General features: G+C 40.3%; 20 protein-coding genes. 10 read left to right on the forward strand and 10 right to left on the reverse strand.

Going from position 1 to position 24,921, the window contains the following annotated elements:
* Positions 1 to 192: 192 nt before the first annotated feature.
* The 5 genes from pstB to A0J48_RS16425 all read right to left on the reverse strand — a co-directional run bounded on the left by pstB (position 193) and on the right by A0J48_RS16425 (position 5,849).
* A complete protein-coding gene (pstB, locus tag A0J48_RS16405) occupies positions 193 to 999 on the reverse strand; it encodes a phosphate ABC transporter ATP-binding protein PstB (protein ID WP_200324845.1) in 807 nt (268 codons plus the stop codon).
* Between the two features lie 57 nt (positions 1,000 to 1,056).
* Positions 1,057 to 1,938 carry a phosphate ABC transporter permease PstA gene (gene pstA / locus A0J48_RS16410; RefSeq protein WP_200324847.1) on the reverse strand — a complete coding sequence of 294 codons (882 nt, stop codon included), beginning with the start codon at positions 1,936 to 1,938 and terminating at the stop codon, positions 1,057 to 1,059.
* A gap of 96 nt (positions 1,939 to 2,034) precedes the next feature.
* The gene (gene pstC, locus A0J48_RS16415; RefSeq protein WP_200324849.1) at positions 2,035 to 2,985 is read right to left on the reverse strand and encodes a phosphate ABC transporter permease subunit PstC; all 951 of its coding nucleotides are present in this window, start codon (positions 2,983 to 2,985) and stop codon (positions 2,035 to 2,037) included.
* Between the two features lie 147 nt (positions 2,986 to 3,132).
* Positions 3,133 to 4,311 carry a phosphate ABC transporter substrate-binding protein PstS gene (gene pstS, locus A0J48_RS16420; protein ID WP_200324851.1) on the reverse strand — a complete coding sequence of 393 codons (1,179 nt, stop codon included), beginning with the start codon at positions 4,309 to 4,311 and terminating at the stop codon, positions 3,133 to 3,135.
* Between the two features lie 281 nt (positions 4,312 to 4,592).
* The gene (locus A0J48_RS16425) at positions 4,593 to 5,849 is read right to left on the reverse strand and encodes an RNA-guided endonuclease InsQ/TnpB family protein (RefSeq protein WP_325078843.1); all 1,257 of its coding nucleotides are present in this window, start codon (positions 5,847 to 5,849) and stop codon (positions 4,593 to 4,595) included.
* 454 nt (positions 5,850 to 6,303) lie between these two features.
* On the opposite strand from A0J48_RS16425, the gene A0J48_RS16430 reads away from it, so the two are divergent.
* Positions 6,304 to 6,891 carry a biotin transporter BioY gene (locus A0J48_RS16430; RefSeq protein WP_200324853.1) on the forward strand — a complete coding sequence of 196 codons (588 nt, stop codon included), beginning with the start codon at positions 6,304 to 6,306 and terminating at the stop codon, positions 6,889 to 6,891.
* 74 nt (positions 6,892 to 6,965) lie between these two features.
* Positions 6,966 to 7,436 (forward strand): signal peptidase II, encoded by a 471-nt coding sequence (gene lspA, locus A0J48_RS16435; RefSeq protein WP_200324855.1) that lies wholly within the window; start codon positions 6,966 to 6,968, stop codon positions 7,434 to 7,436.
* Between the two features lie 638 nt (positions 7,437 to 8,074).
* Here lspA and A0J48_RS16440 read toward each other — a convergent pair.
* Positions 8,075 to 8,572, reverse strand: coding sequence for a hypothetical protein (locus A0J48_RS16440; RefSeq protein WP_200324857.1), 498 nt, complete (start codon positions 8,570 to 8,572; stop codon positions 8,075 to 8,077).
* 446 nt (positions 8,573 to 9,018) lie between these two features.
* Here A0J48_RS16440 and A0J48_RS16445 point away from each other — a divergent pair, with 446 nt between their 5' ends.
* Entirely contained in the window at positions 9,019 to 11,289 is a 2,271-nt protein-coding gene (locus tag A0J48_RS16445) for a transglycosylase domain-containing protein (RefSeq protein ID WP_200324859.1), read from the forward strand.
* Between the two features lie 115 nt (positions 11,290 to 11,404).
* Here the strand turns inward: A0J48_RS16445 and A0J48_RS16450 are convergent, their stop codons facing one another.
* Together A0J48_RS16450 and A0J48_RS16455 are read right to left on the reverse strand one after the other, a co-directional pair.
* Entirely contained in the window at positions 11,405 to 12,847 is a 1,443-nt protein-coding gene (locus A0J48_RS16450) for a DUF4335 domain-containing protein (RefSeq protein WP_200324861.1), read from the reverse strand.
* A complete protein-coding gene (locus tag A0J48_RS16455) occupies positions 12,844 to 13,470 on the reverse strand; it encodes a DUF3038 domain-containing protein (RefSeq protein WP_200324863.1) in 627 nt (208 codons plus the stop codon). The genes A0J48_RS16450 and A0J48_RS16455 overlap by 4 nt, the downstream gene beginning before the upstream one ends.
* A gap of 650 nt (positions 13,471 to 14,120) precedes the next feature.
* Between A0J48_RS16455 and A0J48_RS16460 the strand changes: the two genes are divergently transcribed.
* From A0J48_RS16460 to A0J48_RS16470, 3 genes are all read left to right on the forward strand, one after another.
* A complete protein-coding gene (locus A0J48_RS16460; protein WP_200324865.1) occupies positions 14,121 to 14,639 on the forward strand; it encodes an adenine phosphoribosyltransferase in 519 nt (172 codons plus the stop codon).
* Between the two features lie 127 nt (positions 14,640 to 14,766).
* Positions 14,767 to 15,813, forward strand: a complete 1,047-nt coding sequence (locus A0J48_RS16465) for an ABC transporter permease (protein WP_200324867.1) — start codon at positions 14,767 to 14,769, stop codon at positions 15,811 to 15,813.
* Between the two features lie 121 nt (positions 15,814 to 15,934).
* On the forward strand, positions 15,935 to 16,216 hold the full coding sequence (locus A0J48_RS16470) for a hypothetical protein (RefSeq protein ID WP_200324904.1): 282 nt from the start codon (positions 15,935 to 15,937) through the stop codon (positions 16,214 to 16,216).
* Between the two features lie 145 nt (positions 16,217 to 16,361).
* Here the strand turns inward: A0J48_RS16470 and A0J48_RS16475 are convergent, their stop codons facing one another.
* Positions 16,362 to 18,938, reverse strand: a complete 2,577-nt coding sequence (locus tag A0J48_RS16475) for a M1 family metallopeptidase (protein ID WP_200324869.1) — start codon at positions 18,936 to 18,938, stop codon at positions 16,362 to 16,364.
* Positions 18,939 to 19,466: 528 nt separating this feature from the next.
* Here A0J48_RS16475 and A0J48_RS16480 point away from each other — a divergent pair.
* From A0J48_RS16480 to A0J48_RS16495, 4 genes are all read left to right on the forward strand, one after another.
* On the forward strand, positions 19,467 to 21,137 hold the full coding sequence (locus A0J48_RS16480; protein ID WP_200324871.1) for a DUF3352 domain-containing protein: 1,671 nt from the start codon (positions 19,467 to 19,469) through the stop codon (positions 21,135 to 21,137).
* Between the two features lie 183 nt (positions 21,138 to 21,320).
* Complete coding sequence (locus tag A0J48_RS16485; protein WP_200324873.1) at positions 21,321 to 22,241, forward strand: class I SAM-dependent methyltransferase; 921 nt, start codon at positions 21,321 to 21,323, stop codon at positions 22,239 to 22,241.
* On the forward strand, positions 22,234 to 23,196 hold the full coding sequence (locus tag A0J48_RS16490; protein WP_200324874.1) for a PrsW family glutamic-type intramembrane protease: 963 nt from the start codon (positions 22,234 to 22,236) through the stop codon (positions 23,194 to 23,196). The genes A0J48_RS16485 and A0J48_RS16490 overlap by 8 nt, the downstream gene beginning before the upstream one ends.
* Before the next feature lie 9 nt (positions 23,197 to 23,205).
* The gene (locus A0J48_RS16495) at positions 23,206 to 23,763 is read left to right on the forward strand and encodes a Uma2 family endonuclease (protein ID WP_200324876.1); all 558 of its coding nucleotides are present in this window, start codon (positions 23,206 to 23,208) and stop codon (positions 23,761 to 23,763) included.
* Between the two features lie 222 nt (positions 23,764 to 23,985).
* On the opposite strand, the gene A0J48_RS16500 is transcribed toward A0J48_RS16495, so the two are convergent.
* Entirely contained in the window at positions 23,986 to 24,858 is an 873-nt protein-coding gene (locus A0J48_RS16500; protein WP_200324878.1) for a 6-pyruvoyl trahydropterin synthase family protein, read from the reverse strand.
* Between the last annotated feature and the right edge of the window lie 63 nt (positions 24,859 to 24,921).

The raw sequence follows: 24,921 nt of genomic DNA on the forward strand, positions 1-24,921 counted from the left end.
TTACCTATTTTACCCCTTTTTCTTGCACCTTGTTCCTTTTTTCTTACCCTTAAACTCTTTATTTATCTGGCTTTTGGCTTTATTCAGCAAACCCTAAGTATTCAAGCGGACATGATATGATAGGTAGATTTTGGTGATTTAAAATAAATAGCTGTCACATACAGATAAACACTGTGACAGAACTATAATCATTTAACCAAATCTACCGCTGATGTAAGCTTTTGTATCTTCTTGCTGGGGATTGTTGAAAATTAATTCTGTCGGTGCGTATTCTACCAAGTAACCGGTACGTCCACCTTTTTCAGAGGTTTTGACATTAAAAAACGCTGTTTTATCAGAAACCCGTGCAGCTTGTTGCATATTGTGGGTAACGATCACAATTGTGTATTGTGCTTTGAGTTCGTGAATTAGTTCTTCAACCCGCAAAGTGGAAATAGGATCAAGAGCAGAACATGGTTCATCCATGAGAATGACTTCAGGTTGAACAGCGATCGCTCTAGCAATACACAACCTTTGTTGTTGTCCACCCGATAAAGAAAGACCGCTTTGATTAAGTTTATCTTTGACTTCATCCCACAAAGCTGCTTGTCGCAAACTTCTTTCTACCAACTCGTCAATATTGCCACGATAACCGTTGATTCTAGCACCAAAGGCAATATTTTCTTTAATTGATTTAGGAAAAGGGTTTGGTCTTTGAAACACCATCCCGATGCGACGACGTACTTCTACCGGATCAATATTGGGAGCATACAAATTCTTATCACCAAAATAAACCTTTCCTTCTGCTCGAAAAGATTCAATTAAATCATTCAGGCGGTTATAGCATCGCAGGAGTGTACTTTTACCACAACCAGAAGGTCCAATAAAAGCTGTTACCTGATGTTTGGGAATATCCAACCAAATGTTCTGTACAGCTAAGAAATTACCGTAATAAATGTTGAGGTTTTCTGTGCGTAAAACCGCTTCAGTCCCATTAATTGTACTAGCGTTGGTAGCCATAAATAGTTTAGGGATAAATTGTCAGGATGATTTATGTATGCTGTTGATGATATTTTGTTAAGCTTTTTGCCTAGTTGCCCAACGAGCGATGATACTTGTAATCAGGACCATCAAAACCAAAATTAGCGAAGCAGCCCAAGCTAAAGACTGCCAATTTTTAAATGGTGAAATAGCGAAGTTGTAAACTAAAACAGCGAGAGAAGCTGTGGGTTTCAGTAAGCCATCCGGCCAAAAAGAAGAAAAAAGAGCAGTAAACAGTAATGGTGCTGTTTCTCCAGAGGCTCTGGCGATCGCCAAAGTTGAACCAGTGACAATTGCTGGTAAAGCTGCTGGTAAAACTACCTGTGTCACCGTTTGAAAATTAGTCGCGCCTAAACCTACAGAGGCTTGTCGTAAATCCTGGGATACTAACTGTAAAGCTTCGTCTGTCGTGCGGACAATAATCGGTAGCATCAAAATAGCCAAGGCAAACCCACCACCCAAAGCTGAATAAGAACCTAATTTCAGGTTAGTCAGTGATAATACCACAATCCCATAAGCAAATACACCAGCAATAATGGAAGGCACACCACTGAGAACATTCGTAGCGAAACGTATCCATCTAGCTAGTTTACCAGAGCTAAACTCTGTCAAATAAATAGCTGCCAGTACACCAAGAGGAATACTGATAGCAGCACCAATACCAACCATCAGCAATGTTCCTAAAATGGCATTACCAAAACCTCCCCCTTGCCTAAAAGGAGCAGGAGGTAGTTGAGTAAATACACTGAGGCTCAGACTGCCAAAACCTTTAAACAACACATAAGAAAGTACAGCCAAAAGAGGAACTAGTGCCAACCCTCCACAGATAAATGCGACTACAGTCATCACCGTGTTAAATAATGTGCGGGGAGACCAAGGAGAGCGCGTTAGGCTGCTTTGGGGAAAATGAAAAGTCATAATTCAACCTAATAGAGCAGTCAGCTTGAGAGAAATCTTGTTGAATCAGGAGTTGGTAATTTGCTCCTGTGGTAATGATTTTGACAAAAACCGAGACTAGATTCGCTTCACCCGGAGAACAATAAACTCTGCCAGAATATTGACTACCAGCGTTAAGAAAAACAGCACTAAAGCTGCATACATCAAAGCTGCAACTTGCAAACCACTAGCTTCAGAAAATTGATTTGCCAGTAGAGATGAAATCGTATTCGATGGAGCTAACAAAGAAAAACTAATGTTGTTAGAATTACCAATCAACATGGTGACAGCCATTGTTTCACCCATTGCTCGGCCAAGTGCTAACATGACTGCACTGACAATACCAGAAAAAGCAGCAGGGATAAGCACTTGAAAGATTGTTTCCCAACGAGTTGCTCCCAATCCGATAGCTGCTTGACGTAAACTAGGAGGAACAGAAATTAAAGCATCGCGGGATATGGCAGTGATAATTGGCAAAGTCATAATTGCTAATATTACTCCTGCGGGTAACATTCCAGGCCCCGTAGGTGCAGAACCAAAAATTGGTATCCAACCCAAAGAACTATGCAACCATTTTCCTAGATCATTTAAAATCGGCACTAAAACAAAAATGCCCCATACTCCGTAGACAACACTAGGAATAGCAGCTAATAGTTCCACTAAAAATACTAATACCAGTCGCACCTGAGTAGGGAGAAAATTCTCACTTAATAAAATAGCTGTACCAACACCGATAGGGACAGCTAGTAACAGTCCAATAAAAGAACTCATGATCGTCCCATAGACTGCGGGTAGGACTCCATAGCTATCATTAACTGGATTCCAGCTGCTTTGGACTAAAAAACCCAAGCCAAATTTTTGGATAGCAGGCCAAGCACCAATAGCCACTTGCAAAGCAATCCATAATAAAGTAGCTGCGATCGCTAAAGCAAAAATCCGTGTTAACCAAATGAAGCCCCGATCTAGGGATCTGTCCAGTTCAGAGCGTTGTTTAATTGCTGATGGCAGATTCTGAAAGTTGGTAGTCATGAATACTGACTGTAAAAATCAAATCAGAGAAAATTTATAAGGGAACCAGGGTTGCTTACATTCTTACTTGGTCTCTTTTTGCATCTGAACACTAATTAATCAGGGTTCCCAACTGATTGCTTAATTTAATAGTGGAATGTCTGGAAACTACTTACTCGCACTCGTAGCGCCACCCACAGCAATTTTATATTCAGGACTGATTTGATCAGCAGCTGAAGCTACCTTTGTAATCACATTTGATGGTAGAGGCACATAACCTAATTCACCAGCCAGCTTTTGACCGTCAGTTAAAGCATACTCAATAGCTGCTTCCATTGCTTTTGCTTTAGCTGCATCTGGATACTTTTTATAGGCCAAAATCCAAGTGTAAGTAACAATTGGGTAGGAATCTGCACCTTCTGGATCGGAGATAAAGGCACGAAGATTTTCTGGCAAGGTTACAGCTTCTAAAGTTTTGGATGCTGACTCCTCATTAGCAGTAATAAACTTACCACTCTTATTTTCTAAAACAGCAGTTTTCAAATTGCTTTGTTTAGCATAGCCATATTCTACGTAACCAATAGCACCTTGAGTTTGTTGAATTTGGGCAGTAACACCTTCATTGCCCTTACCACCAACACCCACAGGCCATTTTACACTCTTACCGTCACCAATTTTAGTTTTCCACTCTGGACTTATGGCGCTCAGATGTTTTGTAAACACACCTGTGGTACCACTACCATCAGCACGGTAGATCACAGCAATAGGTAGCTTGGGTAACTTAGCTTCAGGATTAGCTTTAGCGATCGCTGGATCATCCCATGACTTGATTTTACCTAGTAAAATATCAGTGTACACTGCTCTTGGTAGCTTCAGGTCAGGAACATCTGACAAGTTGTAAGCCAAAACAATGCTACCAGCAGTTACAGGCAGCAAAAGTACGCCTTTATCTTGTGGTATTTTGGCAATTTCTTCATCTTTCATTGCCACATCACTAGCACCAAAATCTACAGTCCCCTTAGTGAACTGCTCAACACCAGCACCGCTACCCACTGACTGATAATTAACTTGCAAACTGGGATATTTTTTGTTTAACTCAGTAAACCAAGTTTGGTACAAAGGAGCAGGAAAAGATGCACCAGCACCGGTCAATGTGACATTTCCACCCAAATCCAATTTGCTTGGACTAGAGGCAGTAGCGTTTTGAGTATTTCCTGGAGTCTCAGTTGTAGAAGTGTTTTCAGGAGTTGACGCTCCACCGCAAGCAGCAAGACCCAACGCCAGTGCTAATACGGCAATTGATGTTTGCAGACGATTGTTTTTAACGGTAATTGTACGTAATAGCATTGCTGTTTAAATTTTGTAAATTGCCAGATAAGCGCCTCTAACATACCTCTTAATATTTAATTTAAGGTAAACAAAAGGTTAACAAATTTAAATTTTTTTGCCATGACATACGGTTATTTTTTGATTTTCAGGTCAAGAATGTAACTATGATTTTCATTTTTAAGTAAAATTACTACTAAAAATTTATTGGATACAATTTGGATAGATTTGAAATTTTTCCCTATACTGGTTGCTGTTAGTTTATTGACGCTCCCCGCCTTAAAAGGACGGGGATTCTTGTTTCAATGAGCAACCTTGCCCAAACTTGTTACCAAATCTGGGTAGAGGGTCATCTCTCCACAAGCGTTAAAAGTTTCCGTCCGCCCGACGGTACTTAAATCATAGCCAGTCTGTTTTAGTGCCTTCGCCAAAATATTGATTGCAGCGTTGTGGTCACGGTTAAGAACACACCCACAGTTACAAACATGAGTTCTAACTGAAAGTGATTTTTTGACAATTTCTCCACAATTAGAACAATTTTGAGAAGTATATTGTGGGGCAACTGGTACAACCACACGCCCGTAAATCTTCCCAAAATATTCTAGCCATTGAGTAAACAGCGACCAACTAGCATCACTAATCGACTTGGCTAACTTGCTATTTTTAACCCTTACGGGTTCGCCAGTCGCTCCAAGTCGGGAAACCCGCCCAACGCGCTGGCTCACCATATTTCTCACTTGCAGTTTTTCAAACGCCACTAAATCGTTAGATTTAACCACGCACAATGCTTGTTTTACAGCAAAGTCTTTACGTTGACGTGATACTTGCAAGTGTTTCCTACCCAGACGGTTAATAGCTTTTTTGCGATTATTAGAACCTTTTTTCTGACGACTAACTCTTTTTTGTAGCCTTTTCAAAGATTTCTCTGACTTCCGCAAATATCTAGGATTGTCAACTTTTTCACCTTGAGAATCCGTATAGAAGCTATTTAAACCAACATCTAATCCAACCGTTTTACCTGTTGGAGCGGTGTCAATTTTTCGTTCTGCATCCACGCAAAACTGCACATAATAACCGTCAGAACGTTTAACTATCCTGACTCTCTTTATTTGCTTGATTTGGTAAAAGTGTAAATCCCAAGTTCCAATTAACTTTAGTTGACCTATACCACATTTATCTATAAATTTTATGTGCTTACGGTCATCTAAAAGTTTCCATCCAGTTGACTTATATTCAACTGAACGGTTATTCTTTTGAAATTTGGGATATCCCTTTTTACCAGGGATTTTAGCCTTACCCTTCGGGTTCGCCAGTTCCTCTTTGTTGGAACAACAAGACCTGACTGGCTCACAATTATCAAAGAATCGTTTAATTGCAAAAGCTGTTCTTTCTGCTGCTGCTTGTCTAGCCATTGAATTTAATTTATCAGCAAAATCAAATTCCGACGCTAAAACAGCAGTATATTTATTTAGGTCATAGGGTTTAACATTTTGATTGTCCATCCAAAACCGTAGGCACTTGTTACGAATGAACTGGCTTATGCGTATAGCCTCATCAATTCTCTGATATTACTGTTTTGTGCCTTTGGCTTTGAACTCAAAAACAATCATGTTTATTACCATCTCGACCTACCCCAAAAATAGGATTATTTAGGGAAACTGTCAATCCCTAAGCAGCTAAGTCAGGATTATGACTGCCCCTCAAGAGGCAAGCCGTTCGCCTACATCCACCCCCTAAAGTGCGATAAAGTATCAATGCCTTGCTCTGATACTTTATCTCGGTGGTTTTGGCTCACTCGATTTTCTTATAAGTTGCTAGTTAGGGCTTGCTGAATATAAGTATTTAGGCTTGGTTATCACCTAAATACTGAACAATAATCACACTTTCTGGGTGTTAAAGTTGACACTTTTTTAGTAAATGAGTAGACATAAATCTTGATTAAATGTAAGCCTCTGTTAGCTTTCGTTAGTAAAACACCAACTAGCTGTTAACCTTTTCCCCCTTGCCTGATAAATGTTTGCTGCTTCCAATCAGTTATTATGGTCTATGATTGGCTTACTCCTAACAATGGGAGGTACGTTCCTAGAAGCCTATGGCACTACATTACCCTGGAGTTGGAGTCACCAAGGAATCAAAACTTTTTCTTTAGGTGTCAGCTATCAAGTTGGTGCAGTGTTGTTGGTGGGTTGTTTAGGAGGTAAAAATGCTGGTGCGCTTTCGCAGATTGCTTATTTAGTCATGGGACTAACCTTATTGCCTGTATTTGCAGAAGGAGGCGGTATCGGATATGTGAAACTGTCTCAGTTTGGTTATCTACTGGGTTTTATTCCCGGAGCTTGGATTTGCGGCTATTTTGCCTTTAAAGCCAGACCTCGCATTGAAACATTAGCTTTTAGTTGTTTGTGTGGCTTGTTAACAGTCCACATTTGCGGTATCGCTTATTTGATGATGAGCTATCTTTTCCCTTGGAGAGTTGGAGAAAATCTGCCTTTAATCCAAGCTATCCTCAAATATTCCTGGTTTTCACTACCAGGACAACTAGTAGTAGTTTGTGCTGTCACCATAGTCGCTTATGTACTACGACATATAATGTTCTATTAGTCAATCGTCAGTTGTCAGTTGTCAAACGACCAATGATTAATGACTAAGACTAATGACTAATTGAATAATTTACCATGCGTTTAAAAAATCGCTTCTTTTGGATTGCTGCCTTGTTCGCCTTTTTTCTCGACCAATTGACAAAATACTGGGTAGTGAAAACCTTTGCTTTAGGACAAACACTTCCCCTGCTACCAGGAATATTTCACTTTACCTATGTCACCAATACGGGAGCAGCTTTTAGTTTGCTAAGTGGAAAAGTAGAGTGGTTGCGCTGGCTATCCTTGGGAGTGAGTTTAGTTTTGATAGCCATAGCATTATTTGGCCCGCTGTTAAGTTTTTGGGAACAGTTGGGTTATGGTTTAATTTTAGGTGGAGCTATTGGTAATGGTATTGATAGATTTTTGTTAGGCTATGTCGTTGATTTTCTCGATTTTCGCCTAATTAATTTTGCTGTGTTTAATATGGCTGATTCTTTTATTAGTATTGGTATTATTTGTCTTATAATCGCTTCTTTCCAACAAACACCAACTTCTAGTCGCAGATGATATAGGAATCTGATTTGATATCTGAAATTATCTATGTAGGCAGGCAAGAGGCACTCATGCAAGAGGCAAAAGGGTTTTAGAGAATTTAGGTGTACGGAGTTTTTTCAAAAATCAAATATTATTCCTATATATTACCTCTGGCCTGAACATACAGCATATTGCAGATCAATAAGGTACAAATTTTGATCACAAAGCCTTGCACCAAAAGGGTTTTACTGCTGACCGCTGACTGCTGAAAGCTGCTGTAAATATGGCAGCAGTTAAGTAGGTAGGCGTTAAAAATTGTCGTTATGGCAAGGCAGGAGGCAGTGGTTCGACTTCGCTCACCAACCGGAGGCAGAAGGCAGGAGGGAAGAGGTTTTTAACCATTTTACATTTTGTTACATACCTTGGTTTTTTCCTGCTGACTTACTTAGCTGAAGCAATGCTAACAATTTAAATCTCCATCGCTGCGACAAAGAGATTCTTGCATTTCACAAATCCTTCAGTGATAGAGATAGCCGAAGGGCAAAAGGCAGGTGAGTACCGAGTGCTAAGTAGTTAATTCAGATTGTCACTCGTCGCTGATTACTCATACCTCGTTACTCTTTTTTCCCCTACACCTTTATACCCTTCCATCGCACATTCTTCACTCAGCCCTAAGTACCAGATGGGGAAGTTTGTGGTAATATAGAAGGCAGAACTTGCTCGGAAGAATTTGTACCTCCTTGAGTGTTGGTGTTACCTGAATTGTTAGGTGCAGTATTAGGGCTACCTGAATTGCCCGGTTCAATTGAAGAAGGAGCAGGTGGTAATGGAGTTAACTGACTGGAATTATCAGGAACAGGAGATGAAGCTGCTGGATCTGTTGTAGTGCTGGGAGTAGTAGAATTTTCTACAGGACTAGTTTCTACAGGTGTAGGCGCGGTACCAATACGAGCATCAAGCGGTATGCCACCAGGACAACGAGAATTAAGGGGAAAATGTTTGCAGAGAATTTCCATCCCTTCTGGTGACATTTGAATTTCCGTTGGTGAACTAGGAGATGAGTCACTCGATTCGGAGGGTAGGGATTTACTAGATTCAGCCATAGCAACATTGGTGGTCAGTGCCAAAGTCATGACTGTACCAATCAGGGTCAGAGATTTTCCCTTCATTCTGAAATTAACCTCAAGGTCAACGGAACACTTCGCTAATTAAATCAAACTCTTTATTAGACAAAATCTGCCTAAATGTAGATGTAAAATTGTCTGGTTATTGGTATACGTCTTTGGCAACGGTAATATTTAAATCTTTTGTTGATTTGATAGTAGTTTTGAACGATACAAAATGTAGATATAGTAGTTAAATTTGTGCAGCTAGACATATTCATCCAAAATCAGCATTTGATGGGAAAAACATCATTTTCATACTTATAAATTAGTACCAAACATCACAAATTAATTTTAGATAATCCAAGACATTTTTTGTATAAAAAATAACAACAACAAACCAGTGCCAACAAATTATTTTTAGCTTGTGAGTAAAATGGTGTAAGACTAGCATTAAAATTACGATCCGCGTGATTTTGTCTTTCACCCAAAGATGTGATGTGATATAGCCGATGAGTTCCCCGCAACCGCCGCACAAGCCACAAACTTTACTTGGTCAACTGACGCAAGCAGTAAACACTATTCAAGCTAGGGTTGATTTTTCCAAACTGGCGCTCAAGCCTAATGCCAAAGTACCGGAACTCTGGGTGCAGGATGCGGGGGCGGATAAAGCAGAAACATATCCCCTCTTAGGCGATCGCTATATACTTGGGCGTAGTTCTAAATCCTGCGATATTGTCGTTCGTAATCCAGTAGTCAGCCAAATTCATCTTTCTCTGTCACGGGATTCTAGTCAACGGACTCCCATTTTTACTATCAAAGATGAAAATTCTACCAATGGCATTTATTTAGGCAAGCGACGAGTCACTTCTCTAGAACTGCGTCATGGTGATGTTTTCACCTTGGGACCACCAGAACTAGCCGCTTCTGTCCGATTGCAATATTTTGATCCACCGCCTTGGTACATTAAAGCAGCAACTTGGGGATTTTATGGCGTTGGTAGTATCAGCGCCCTATTTGCCCTAGCAATTGGTCTAGAATGGACAAAATTTTCCGTTAGACCTCTACCCACAGCCACACGGGCCCCTGTGGTCGTTTACGCCCGTGATGGCTCTACTCCCCTACGAGAACCCCGAAACATCGCTCACGTAGACCTAAAACAGTTGTCAGACTTTGGACCCTACCTACCTGCGGCTGTAGTTGCTTCCGAAGATAGTCGTTATTATTGGCACTTTGGAGTTGACCCGTTAGGAATTTTGCGAGCCGTATTAATTAATAGCCGCACAGGAGATGTCCAGCAAGGAGCTAGTACAGTTACTCAGCAAGTGGCCCGCAGTTTATTCCGTGAATATGTAGGTAGACAAGATTCTCTGGGACGGAAAGTGCGTGAAGCAGTTGTTTCACTGAAATTAGAAACCTTCTATAGCAAAGATGAAATCTTACTGACTTACTTAAATCGAGTATTTTTAGGTGGGGACACTTCCGGTTTTGAAGATGCGGCTAAATATTACTTTGAAAAGTCAGCCAAAGAATTAACTCTCTCAGAAGCAGCAACCTTAGTAGGAATTTTACCTGCTCCCAACGCCTTCGATTTTTGTGGGGATGGACCCAAGAAATTAGGAGCAGCAGATTACCGCAATCGTGTTATTAAGCGGATGTTGGAAATGGGCAAAATTAGCCAAGAAGATGCTAATAGAGCCAGACGTTCCACTGTCCAAGTTAGTCCCAAGGTTTGCGAAAGACAAGCCCAGACAATTGCCCCTTACTTTTATAATTACGTTTTTCAGGAACTGGAAGCAATTTTGGGGGAGGGAGCAGCAAGAGAGGGTAACTACATTATTGAAACCCAGTTAGATCCAGCAATTCAAGCCCAAGCGGAATCAGCACTCAAAAATTCAGTTAGTAATGCAGGTTCAAGTTTTCGGTTTTCTCAAGGATCTCTAGTAACATTAGATTCTAGAACTGGAGGCATCCTGGCAATGGTAGGAGGGACTGATTATAAAAAAAGTCAGTTTAACCGAGCTGTACAAGCTCAAAGACAACCAGGTTCTACCTTCAAAATTTTTGCTTACACTGCCGCTATTGAACAAGGAATATCACCATCAAGAGGTTATTCTTGCGCTCCTTTCACTTGGCAAGGCTTTACTTACAAACCCTGTCGCTCTGGTGGGGGTGGTAGTTTAGATATAGCCACTGGTTTAGCACTATCTGAAAACCCCATTGCCTTAAGAGTTGCCAGAGAAGTGGGATTAAATAAAGTCGTGGAGATGGCCCAGCGTTTGGGGGTTAAATCCACACTTGATCCTGTTCCTGGCTTAGTTTTAGGTCAAAGCGTAGTCAATGTTCTAGAAATGACGGGTGCTTTTGGTGCTATTAGTAATCGTGGTGTATGGAATCCACCCCATGCTATTAGCAGGATTTTAGACAGCAGTGATTGTGAAGATCGCAAAGACCTAAAAACCTGCCGAGTTATATACTCCTTTGACCAAGACCCAGATGGCAATAAACGAGTTCTCAAGCCTGAAGTTGCCAATGAAATGATTGATTTAATGCAGGGAGTAGTTTCCAGGGGTACTGGTCGTAGTGCATCCATTGGATTGGGAGAAGCGGGTAAAACAGGTACAACTGATAAAAACGTAGATTTGTGGTTTATAGGTTTTATTCCCAGTCGGCAGCTTGTAACAGGTATTTGGCTAGGGAATGACAATAATTCCCCCACATCCGGTAGCAGCGCCCAAGCTGCCCAGTTATGGGGAAACTATATGCGGAAAATCGCTAAATAAATTGGAGGCAGGAGGCAGGAGGCAGAAGGCAGGAGGCAGAAGAAAGATCATCCCGTTTCTCTCCCTGTTTTTCCTCTTCTTCCCTACACCCTACACCCTACACCCCACACCCTAGTTACCTATATCCCTCCCAAGGATTGACTTCCAGTGTACCGTCAGGTTTAAAGACTACTTGGAAGTGAGCGAGAGCTTCTTTGTTGTTGGGAGCAGCTAGGTTTGATCCGTAAACAGATTGGAACATCTGCGGCAAAGGTGTTTCCCGAAAGAAGTCAAAAGCTACCTGGTTAAGTGGTTCATAGTCAGCAATGATACCACCTTTGTTGACTGCCACACGATATTTCAACTCTTTGGTAAACGTGGGTGTCACACTCCAGTTTTGGCGAATTGTGTTATACAGTTTTTGGTTTAGATCTTTGACTGTACTGGAATCGGTGATTTTTTCGCCGACTACTTCTGGTGTTTTCACATATCCCAACCAAGGACTGACTTCCAATACACCTTTTTTAGTAAATACTACTCGGAATTGAGCAATGGGTTCGTTGGTAATATTGCGGTTGGCAGGATTATATAAAAGTTTTGGCAGTGGGGTTTTGTCTATTGCTTCATTAGCACCTTTGTTAACTGCCTTGTAACCAATTATGCTCCCATCAGCAGCCACACCTAACCGATAGATTAAATCTTCTGTGAATTCAGAGCGATTACCCCATTCTGGATGAATTTGGTTATAAACTTGGCGATTTAATGCACGTAGCTGAGAGGGATCAGTGATTTCGGGAACTGAAGCCAGTAGTGCTTCTAAATCTTTAATAATTGGTGTGGCTAAAGCTGTTGGTGATGTAGTTGGTGCCGGTGAGGCTAGGGGTGATGCAGTTGGTGTTGCTTCAACTGTTGGTGTCGGTGAAGCTGTGGGTATTGCTGTGCTAGACTGTTCCTCTGGTTTCGGTTCTGGTGGCCGTACTTGAGGAGCGGGAATTAAGCTAAAGACGACTGCTGCGGCTGCTAAACTGGATATTCCCACAGTTGCGGGTACAGCCTGTTTGAAAACTGCTTGACTAGCACCACCGTAGCGTCTGGTGACAGGTTGTAGTTCGAGTGATAGTTCTGGCAATGTTTGGGTGTCAGCAAAAAATTGATCTACAGCTTCCACTAAATCAAACAACTGCACCGTGTTTAAATCAATTTGAATAGTTGGCTGTTTAACTTCCTTTGGTGGGGATTCTAAACCTCCAGCCGGAATTTCTGAATGTACAATTAACTTGTGACGGTTAGTGTCAATTTTTTGTAATTCTACTAACTCTGATTCACGATTGTGTGCTTGAGGATTGGGTACATTACTTAAAAATTCTTGGGCATAGGCACTTACAGCCCTAACTAAGCTTTCAAAAAATTCTCGCCCTCCAGCTATGGGCTGACTATAACTAGATAAATAGCATTCAGCATTTACCAATATAGATAGTTCCGGGCGCAGTTCTTGAAACTGGGCAGATATAGTAACATCACTTAACCCTTCTAAGAGCAGCGTGCAATTAGGTAAACTGTACTTACGTTGAATATTCATTCTACTTCACCGTCAAAAAGAGAAATCCAGAAACGCTGCATTCCAGCTGTACCGGTACAGAATAGTAATTTTCCTAATAAATCTATAGCCAGTTCATCTAATTTTTCATCAGAGTTTAAGGTGAGTAAACCAGAACGTCTAGGGTTCATCCGGCTTTTAAAATGCGCTCTAAACCTTTCTAAGTAATTAGCCAGACGTAAATTTTGTTCTAGTGGAATCTGTTTTTCAGACAACTGCTGATATATTACCAGTAGCTGACGGATGACAACTGTTAAACGTCGTGCTATGTAACAGGCAATGACTACTAAAGCTTTGGCTTCGAGGACGCTTAGGGGGCGGCGACTATGCGCTCTTCGCAAGGGATTGGCAGCACGCATTCGCCATAAATTTACCCGATTTTTAATAATTTTGGTCAGGTCTAACTCTTGGGCAAAAGCCAGAATGGCTTCAGAACCTCCAAGTTCTAAGGCTTCAATTGCCAGTAACATCAGGTCGATCTGCAATGTGGTTTTGCGGGGGCATCCCTGTCCGGCGATCGCTGGATCTGGTAAAGTGTCCAGAATCATGGGCATGGCCTCAGGAGTTGGAGAATCAAACGGGGTTAAACTCGCGGAAACATTCATTCTCTAAAATACCTTGTACTATTCCAACAAACTGAGTGAAAGAAAATTTAAGATGAATAACTCAAGTTGCTGGTTATGTTAGGAGTATGGCTTACGCCACGCTATGCCTACGGCACGCTGCGCGTTAGCGGAGCTTTCGCTGTCTTCGATACGCTATCAGTAGTATGGCTTACGCCACGCTGCGCTATCAGTAGTTCAGGAAGAAGAAGAAAGAAGGAAGAAGTAATTTTTCCCCTGCTCCCCTGCTCCCCTGCTCCTCTACACCCTTACTTTTTGTAACTAGCAACTTGGGTTAGATAGACAAACCAGAACCTAGGCTTCTGGTGGTATAAGCATCCCAATATATACAATACTTACTCTCGTTATTCAAAGATTTCTCTATACTGTAATGAAAGTTTTAAACATTATTTCACCTATTTACTTACCTATGTTAATGGTGGAGATACATATCTAGCTTGAGTTAAATTCTCATTTATTGTCAATCATGAACGAAGCATAGAGCAAGAATCTCCGGAGGATGACATTATAGTGTAGGATTTTTCAGGTAATTGGGGACTGATAACTGGTGATTGGCAAAGATTCCTGTTGCCTATTGCCGCTTGCATCATGACTACTAGCTACTGACTACTGACTACTTACAACTGACCAATATGGATTTAAAATCTTTAATTCGTGACATACCAGATTTTCCTAAGCCTGGAATTTTATTTCGGGATATTACCACCTTGCTGCGTGATCCTGATGGTTTACGCTACACTATTGACTTTTTAGCACAAAAATGCTTGGAATTAGAAATGCAGGTTGATTGTGTTGTGGGCATGGAGTCACGAGGGTTTATTTTTGGCGCACCTCTGGCTTATAAATTAGGCTCTGGTTTTATTCCCGTCCGCAAAAAAGGAAAGCTACCAGCAGCGGTTCACAGGATTAATTATGAACTAGAGTATGGTACAGATAGCTTGGAAGTGCATCAGGATGCTTTAAATCCAGATAGCAAGGTTTTAATTGTAGATGATTTGATTGCTACAGGTGGAACAGCCAGTGCGACGGCTAAGTTGGTACAGCAGATTGGTTGTGAACTTGTGGGATTTGGATTTATTATCGAGCTACGGGATTTGCAGGGACGGAAACATTTGCCAGATGTGCCGATAATTTCCCTAGTTGAGTATTAGGTGACAGGTGACAGGTGACAGGTGACAGGTGACAGGTGACAGGTGACAGGTGACAGGTGACAGGTGACAGGTGACAGGTGACAGGTGACAGTAAACAGAGAAGAAACTGACAATTGACAACTGACCAATGACAAATACAAAAATTTCCTTGGAGACAGGTCGAGACTGGCTAATTAAGCTGGTAACTGATGAGACTTTCCTTTATATAGTTAAACGGCTATTGCAGGCGCTGTTGACGATTTTTCTGGCATCTGCTTTGTCGTTTTTTATTATGAAGTGGTCTCCGGGGGATTATGTAGATACGCTCCGACAAAACCCGAAAATTTCGCCAGAACGGATTGAGGAAATACGCAGACAATTTGGTTTAGATAAGTCTTGGCCAGAACAGTTTGGGTTTTGGTTGAAACAAATTATTACTAAAGGTGATTTTGGTACAAGTTTTGTTTATCAACGTTCTGTAGCGTCGCTGATATGGGAAAGAGTAAAAGATACTTTGTTGTTGGCGATCGCTTCTTTAATTACAACCTGGGCGATCGCTATTCCTTTAGGTATTCTCGCTGCTGTTAAACAAAATCGAGCTACAGACAAGATTTTACAGGTTGTGAGTTATGCTGGACAGGGTTTTCCTAGTTTTATCACTGCCCTATTTTTGCTCTTCTTTGCCCAAATCACTGCTCCACTCTTTCCCGTAGGTAATAAGACTAGCATTGATCACGCGGAACTCACATGGTTGGGTCAAATATTAGATATCGCTTGGCACATGATTTTACCTTTAATTGCTTTAAGCATTACCAGTTTTGCTGGTTTACAAAGAATCATGCGGGGTCAATTATTGGATGTTTTGCGTCAAGATTATATTCAAACTGCCCGTGCTAAAGGATTACCAGAAGATAGGGTAATTTATGTTCATGCTTTGCGAAATGCTATCAATCCTTTAATTACTTTGTTAGGTTTTGAGTTAGCGGGTTTATTAAGTGGTGCGTTTATTACAGAAAACTTCTTCAACTGGCCTGGTTTAGGGAAGTTGACTTTACAAGCAGTGTTAGCAAAAGACCAATATTTAGTCATGGCCAGCTTGGTAATGAGTGCTGTGCTATTAATTCTTGGTAACTTAATTGCTGATTTATTGTTAAAATTTGCCGATCCAAGAATTAAATTAGAAGATTTGAATTAGGAATAGGGAATAGGAAACAGGAAAGAGGGAACAGGGAACTATTACAAATCAAATTACGAATTTTGGCGTAGTCTGCCAGATGCGCTATTACGAATTACGAATTACGAATTACGAATTACCTATGCTTTCTGAAGTTTATTATCTTATTCGGTCAAGAACGGATGGTAAGTATCTCACTGCGCGAGTTGATGATAAAAAATCGGGATACTTATTATTGTTTAAAGAAGATTTTGATGCTTTGAGTTATTTGAATACTCATGCTGGTGATTTAGCTAATCGTTTGACAGTAGAATCTATTCCTGGTTCACAGGTGGGAGGTTTGCTGAAACGTTGGGGTTTTGCTGGTGTGGGAATGGTGAATGATCCTTTGTTACCCAAAATGGAGTTTTTGCAACATGAGTAAACAATTGACAATTGACAATGGTAAATTGTCAATTACCTCTCCGTTGAAGGGAGAGGATTGAAAAATAGGAATTTTTTTCTTGAATAAAACAATTATCAATTGTCAATTATCAATTATCAATTGTATTACCCTACACCCCAAATCACTACTTTGTTTTTGCCTCCAAATTTTCCAACCGGCTTTTTAGTTCCTGATTTTGTTGTTTGAGTTGGTTAACTTCTTCACGTAATTGACGCAAAGTTTTTTCAGGTCCAATATTTTTCTGGACTTTGGTAATTTCTTCTTCAGCATAACGACGTACACGCCCATCTGCTGTTTGATTGGCTAAAGATTGCAAAATCCCGATAGCTTTAGGTGTTTCCATTTGTCCCAATGCGGTGACTACTGCAACTTGGGTTAAAAAGAATGCTTCTTTAGCTATTTCTGCTAATCTGTCTAAAATCCGTTCTAAATTAGTGGGAGTTTGACCTACAGAAATTTTGCCTAAAGCGCGAATAGCAGACAGTCGTAGTGGTTGAGAAACACCGATTTTAGTGTATTCCAATAGCAAATTTAAAGCATCTTCTGAGGTTTTGAATTCAGCTAAACCAGAAATAGCCCCACTGCGTACTACCTCATTCCAACCTGCTCTTTCTTCTAACACTGATTTGAGCAATTTAATTGCTTTTTCTGCATGAGGTTTTTCTGCCAAATTGGCAGCAGAAATAGCACCAAGAGTCCGACAAGCAGCAGCCTCTACATTATAACTAGAATCACAATCCTGGACTACAGTTTTGACAGCTTTATAACTAGCGTGAGTTTTAATTGCCGATAAGGAACTAACCACTGATTTGCGGACAAAGGGACTCGGATCTTGCAACCCAGCTAGTAAACCATCAAAGGCTTGATCTAACTGAATTTCTGATAATTGTTTGGCTACTTCTACACGCACACCCCAGAAGGGATCATTTTTCAGTGCTGCGGACAGAATTTTGATAACTTCTAACCCACCTTTTTTTGCTAAAGCTTCCGCTGCATAAATGCGAGAAACAGGGTTAGGGTCAAATTCTAATTGGGCTTTTAACTCTGGGATTGGGTATTCCAAAGTTACTGTTTTTAGATAATTATTACCGACATCAAAACTAATAAAATCTGGTTTTTCTGTTAATGGGAAATAGAAACTTTGTTCTTTTTCATTTACTCGGACAGTAAAAGTTGTCAATGGTGATTTTTGGTTGATGTAACCAAAGCCGATAGGGATTTTTAAATCAAATAAATCCTTGTTATCTCCGTTGACTTGGGTTTGAGTTACTGTCACCTTGGCTAATTTAGCATCTCCATCCCAGGAGTAAGCAACTTTGAAATCAGGATGACCACCACGATATACATACTGGTCAAATAGGAAAGTAAGATTACGTCCTGTGGCTTTTTCAATTGACCGGAGTAAATCTACAGTTTCTACAGTTTGATGGGCATGATCTTGGACAAATGTTTGAATAGCTGGCCAAAATAATTCATCGCCTAATTCTGTACGAATCATGTGATAAACACAAGATCCTTTTTCATAGATGTGGCGATCGTAAAGTTCTATGGCTTCTCGGTAAACGTGAGTTACCATTGGCCGACGGTAGCGGGTGCTGTCTTCGCTCAAGTAACTACGAGCTTCTAATAAGCGATAATAAGCTGCTTCCTGATCCCCATATTCGTGTTCTGTCCACATCACTTCAGAATAGGAAGCCATTCCTTCCTTAATCCAAGCATGAGACCAATGTTTTATCACCAACAAATCACCAAACCATTGGTGTGCTAGTTCATGAACGACTAAACTTTCGGTGTTGCGGTTATCTATTGATGCGCGTTCATCTAACAAACATCGATCTGTGAGTAGAGTGGTGGAAGTATTTTCCATCCCCCCAAATATGAAGTCATCTACGCAAACTTGGGCATATTTGGGGAAAGGATAGGGATAACCATACTTTTGGCTCAAAAATTCAATCATGCGGGGCGTTTTGCTCATGCTGAGTTTAGCATCTGCTTCTCGTCCCTTTTCTACGTAGTAAGTGACAGGTTTACCTTGCCATTCATCTTTAATTTCTGCAAAGTCACCTACTGCTAAAGTCATTAAGTAGGTTGGATGAACTTGCTGCTGCGACCAATGGTAAATTTTTTCATTTCTCAAGTCTTGGGTATCAATTAGTTCACCGTTGGAAATGGCAACTAGAGGTTTGGGAACACGGACACGAATTTCTGATGTTGACAACTGGCCTGGGTAGTCAAAGCAGGGAAACCAAAAGCGGGAGTCTTCGTCTTCTCCTTGTGTCCAGACTTGGGTGGGTTTGTGGGGGTAGTGTTTGTCTGGCTGAATGAAATAAATACCACGTTGGGGTTTTTCGACGGAGTAGGCGATCGCTATTAATAACCTATTACCGATTTTTGTTGGTTGAGAAAGTATAATTGAGAGTTGTTCTCCGTCATATTCAAATATCTGCTCTACTTCGTCTACTTGCACAGATTTGATATTTAGGTTGACAGCATCTAACGTCAACTTATCAATATTATTACGGATTGGCAATAACCTGATGCTACAATTTCCATAGTAACTTTGGTTAGAGATATCCAAAGTCAGGTCAAGAAAAATATGTTCTACCTGTCCTGGCCTATCGGGGTTATAGTGTGGTTTAGCCCCTGGTAACTCAAAAGATTTGTGTCCGTTATTCTCTGTATCCAAATAAAAATGCGACATTGATTATTACTGACCTTGTAATCCTGACATTTTCACAAAAATAGCGTTCGCAGATGCCTATCCCCAATCAAAAAGGTTATTTGATCAGGATTTTTCAGGGATGAAATTATTTAACTCTGTTTTTTCATTTTGCTACCCAGTCTCCAAATCTTCACATCATTTGATATTTTGCACTTTTGCATGATTAACACAAGAGTCTTTTCTACCACACCGTGTTTGCGTAGCGTGCCGTTAGGCAAAAGATTTCCATTGAGTACAAATACCAGCAATTATTCTTCTAGCTTAGAATAACTTGCGGCTGAGAATTTGACTATTTCTTTGGATCTCAATTTAAGATACCATTTACGGATTTACTCCTCTATCTAGTGAAGTCTATTTTAGAGTCACTAGAAACTATTAGTGTGTAGAAATACTAATCATATCAGTAAAAACCGCTAAATTAGTGTAAATTTGTGCTAAAAATTCCCAAATCTGGCTATTTCTGTACTAACTCCTTGATAATAATTTGCTCAAAAGAGGATAATAACAATGCCTGAAAGTAAATCAAAATTTTTAGTTCCTGCTATTGGTGCTGCTATAGTCGTCGCAGGTGGGATAGCTGCTTATGTGTATTTCAAAGTCCCCTCTGGAGATAGTTCTACTCCTCTGGGTAGTGCTAAAGTCATACCAGCGAATGCCTTGATGGCAACTTATATTAACACCGATTCCCAATCTTGGAATAAGTTGCAGCAGTTTGGAACTCCACAAGCACAACAGTTAGTAGCTAAAGGTCTACAGGATATCAACAAAGGGCTATTAAGTGATAGCAATATGGCTTATGAAACAGATATAAAACCTTGGATTGGTGGAGTCATGATTGCTGTACTACCACCAAATTCTGCTGTACCTGATCCATCAAAGCCACCAATCCCAGCACCACCAGAGCCAAATGTTTTGCTAGTAGTAGGTATAAAAGATAAACTAAATGCCTTAAATTTTGCTAACAAATTAAAGGAACAAAAAAACGTCCAAATTCAGGAATCAGAATACAAAGGTCAGAAAATTATCGCTAGTAATAACAAAGGTAAATCAACTTATGTAGCTGTTTTAAATAATACTCATTTGCTGTTAGCACCAGAAAAACAAGCTGTAGAAAAAGCTATTGATACCTATAAAGGTGAGCCATCTTTTGCTAGTAAGGAAGGTGCAAGTAGTATTTTAGCTAAAGGAGTGGATGTTAAAAATAGTCTTGCTCAAATTTATGTGCCTGATTACGCCAACATGGCACAACAATTAACAGCTTTCAATCCCCAAGCTAGACCATTACCCCCACAAACTTTAGCGCAACTCAAACAGGTCAAATCAATGGTAGCGGCTGTGGGTGTGGATGATGCTGGAGTGAGGTTAAAAGCAGTAGTAAACTTAGATCCGCAATTGAGCAAATTTCAGTATCAAACCACTCCCGCGAAAATAGTTGGACAATTTCCCAGCGATACTTTTGCTTTAGTCACTGGACAGAATATTAATCGTAGTTGGCAAACTTTCCTAGAACAGTCAAAAGATTATCCAGAACTCAAGCAAGGAGTAGAACAAGCACGGGTACAAATCAAACAAGCTGTCAATCTGGATTTAGACAAAGATATTTTAGGTTGGATGGATCAGGAATTTGCTTTTGGGGCAGTAAAATCCAGCCAAGGTTGGTTAGCCAATGTTGGTTTTGGGGGAGCATTGGTATTTGACACCAGCGATCGCAAAACAGCGGAAGCCACCTTCACTAAACTAGATGACCTAGCCAAGAAGCAATCACTTAACATCACCAAAAGAAGCATTGGTGGTAAAAACATCACAGAATGGCAAATTCCCCAACAAGGTGCTTTAGTTGCACATGGTTGGCTAGATCAAGATACCGTATTTCTAGCAATTGGTGGGCCAGTAGCTGAACCCCTAGCAGACAAAAAAGGTCAATCTCTCGATAACACAGACACATTTAAAGCCGTAACGAGTTCTTTACAAAAACCAAATGGTGATTATTTCTACTTAGATATAGAAAACACCTCCTCTTTGATTACTCGTTTAGCTACACAAGGTCAACCTCTTCCCCCTGATGCTAGTGCGATCCTTGCTTCCATTCGTGGTGTAGGTGTGACTGTCAATAGCCCTGATAAATCTACCAGTCAAATGGAAATGTTGTTAGCTTTAAAACCAAGTACAGGTAAATAAGGGTGTAGGGTGTAGGGTGTAGGGTGTGGAGGAAGAAGAGGCAGGGAAGCAGGGGAAGCAGGGGAAGCAAATTCTTACTCAGCACTCGGAACTCAGCACTCGGTACTCAACTGCCTCCTTCCTGTAGACTCAACTCCAGTAGATATGTCATAAGTAAAAAAGGCTGTTCAAGGCAACGACACTATGACTACTACTCTCAAAAGTTCTCCTGACTTACCTTCTCGGATGGTAAATGGTATTTTGGCCATCAAACCTTTAGCGAACCTGGCTAAACACCAAGCCAGACAAATGATGATTAAACGGGCGGAAAAAATTGGTGTGTGTTGGACTAAAGAGGTAGACCGGCTGCAAGGGCGTGACTGGACTACTGATTTAGCGCAAGTACAAAACCCTCAACTAACATACCCAGATTATTACGTTACCTCATTCCATGCTTATGAAACTGGAAATCTGAGTTGGCAAGCTGCTTTTGAAGTAGAGTCTGCTGCTCATGCTGTCCACGCTAAAATTTGGCAAGATTTTGAAGCTCAAGGTGATGCCAAACTGCGCCAAAGCTACCATAATATTGTCAAAAGTTCTATTTCCCAACCACCGCAAGATATTTTAGATTTGGGCTGTAGTGTGGGGATGAGTACCTTTGCTCTCCAGGAAGTTTACCCCGAAGCCAAAATTACAGGTTTAGATTTATCTCCCTATTTCCTAGCTGTTGCTAATTATCGTAATCAACAATGTCAAACTAAAATTAATTGGGTTCATGCTGCGGCTGAATCTACAGGTATGCCAAATGCTTCTTTTGATTTAGTTTCTATTTTTTTGATGTGTCATGAGTTACCTCAGTCAGCAACGCGCCAGATTTTTGCTGAAGCAAGGCGTGTTTTACGTCCAGGTGGGCATTTAGCAATTATGGACATGAATCCTAAATCACCAATTTACAAGCAAATGCCTAAATATATTTTGACTTTACTCAAAAGTACAGAACCTTATTTAGATGAATATTTCACTTTAGATATTGAGCAAGCTTTTGTGGAGGCAGGTTTCCAAACTCCTAGCATCACTAGTAACAGTCCTCGTCATCGCACTATCATTGCTCAGGTGAGTGGCTAATATCTTCATCCTGCTGTGGGCAGTTTTACCACCTCTATTGTTGCTGCTGTTTTATTACCGCCGCACTCCTGCTGCCCCTTCTTTATTACGTTTATTTATTTTCTTCATTGTTGGCGCTGTATCGGGTTTTGTCGCTCTAGGTTTGGAGTGGTTTGTACACTGGCAAGAGATACAGCGTTTTTTTCTTGGTGCGGCTTTGAGGCAACTATTGATAATAGCTCCTATTGAAGAAGGTTGTAAGTTTTTAGGAGTTTTTATTCCGTTATTTTTTCTCCAACGTATTTATAATTTACGTGCTACTACAGTTTTTCTGTTTACCATAACAGTAGCTTTAGGATTCACAGCAGAAGAAAATTGGATTTATTTATTTCATGGTACAGCATTACCTTTAGAACGGATTATTGGTACACCAGTTCATGCTATGTTCTCTGTCCCTTGGGGATATGCTCTAGGAATATATATTGCTTCTAGTAGACGCTTGCATAAAGACAGAAATTTGATTTTTATTAGTTGGTTAAATTCTGTCTGTTCTCATGCTTTAGTAAATACTTTATCTAGTGCTTGGGGTTTTCCACGTCCCATACATTTTCTTGGTTATGGTTTATTTCCGTTTTTGTTGTGGATGTTTTGGCGGTTAGAACAATTTTTAAGAAGGTTAAAGGGTAAACGTCATCTGATTTTAATTTCTGGTAATACAACTCTAGACCGTTATTGGCAAAGGGGTTTAATATTGCTGAGTCTGATACTTGGCGGTAATGCTATCTTAGGGTTATTGATATTGGTGAGAAAAGTTAGCCCTTTACGGATGGAGTATTGGTTTAAGCCGGATATTTTTTGGTTTATAATAGGACAAATATTACTAAATCTTTGTTTAGGAATTTTAGCTTGGTTAATTTATCGCTATTTAAGATATTTAGCCATTCGTCGGAGTTTTTTTAGGTTAGCTAAATACTAGGAGATGGTTATGCAAGCAACTTCAGTCCGTTGGACTACTTCTGATTTAGCGTTATTTGCTGGTGATAACAAAAATCGCTATGAGATTATTGATGGAGAGTTATTTGTGACAAGATCACCTCATTGGAATCATCAGTTTAGCTGTGCTAATATAGCTAGATTTATCGGTAATTGGTCAGATGAAACTGGTTTAGGCAAGGTGGCTGTTGCACCAGGAATTATTTTCTCGGATGCTGATAATGTGATTCCTGATGTAGTCTGGGCTAGTAATGAATCTTTAGAACTTTTATTAGATGAAGCTGGACATTTCACCGACGCACCAGAATTAGTGGTTGAGGTGTTATCTCCAGGAGAAAAAAACGAACAGCGCGATAGAGAAGCTAAACTGAAACTTTACTCGGTGCAAGGTGTTCAAGAATATTGGATTTGTGATTTTAATGCTAAAAAAGTTGAAGTTTATCGTCGTCAACAAGCTGGTTTAAAATTAGTGGCAACTTTATATAGTGAAGATGAATTAACTAGTCCTTTATTACCGGGATTCCAATGTATAGTGAGTAAATTCTTTTAGTACACAAGATTAGGGACTTCCAAATAAAAAAATATCCAGTCGTTGAGTAAGCAGGGGAAGCAGGGGAAGCAGGGGGAGAATAATCTGAATAGTCGTCACTAGATGCAGAAATTGGATAATTTAATTTCTGGAGTTCCTTTCGCAGATGGCAGGTGATAGCAGAGTCAGAGTCTCTCTAATGGCATTCCCAGTCAGAGACTGGGAACGAGTAATATTAATATTCTAAACTGTTGCCAAAACAGGTTGATTCTGTACTGTACTGACAGATGTTGATTCTAGGTCAGCGGCGTAGATTTCACAGGAGTTATTGGGGCTTTCAATTAGTTTGACTTTGTAAAGTTCTGCTCCTAATTCTTGAATAGGTGATCGCAAAGTATTACTAATATAAAGTGCGATGTTTTCCGCAGTTGGCACAACCTTGGTAAAGAAAGGAATATCTTTGTTTAAAAAGGTATGATCGAATGGTTCAACTACATAATCTGTGATTACTTGATTTAAAGCACCTAAATCAATTATCATCCCTGTGCGGGGGTCAATCTCACCTTTCACGGTAACTTCTAAGTGATAATTATGTCCGTGTCCATTGACACGAGCGCACTTACCGTAAATCTCAGTATTTTCTTGCAAACTCAAGTCAGGGTGTGCTAACCTGTGAGCGGCGCTAAAGTGAGTGCTAATGTTGAGATAAGCTTCCATTCCGTTACCCATATAATCTGCCCAAAGTTCAGGATTTTCAAATAACTGCACGCGAACCAAAGGTAAGTGGGGTGCTAGACGTTGCCAGATCACCCGTGCCATGTTTTCTGTAGTGGGGAGAGTTTGTTGAAATTCTGCCCATACATCATTAAGATAAGAAAAATCTAATTGACCAGTAATTTCCCGTTTGATCACTTGTTTGACATCAGACAGGTTTAACACCATGCCATACTCATCTAGTTTCCCAGCGAGGGAGATAAATAAAACATAGTTGTGTCCGTGTCCGGGAAATTTCGAGCAAAGACCAAATTTTTCCACATTCTCGGTTTCACTTAGTTCAGGCAACCAATATCGGTGACTTGCCGAAAACTGAGCGCGTCGGTTGACAATACATTGCATGGGTACACTGGAAATAGATTTTAATATTTCTTAATCTTTCACTATTTACAGCATAAACTAATT

It is taken from the genome of Sphaerospermopsis aphanizomenoides BCCUSP55 (genome assembly GCF_001586785.1).
Lineage (GTDB): Bacteria > Cyanobacteriota > Cyanobacteriia > Cyanobacteriales > Nostocaceae > Sphaerospermopsis_A > Sphaerospermopsis_A aphanizomenoides_A.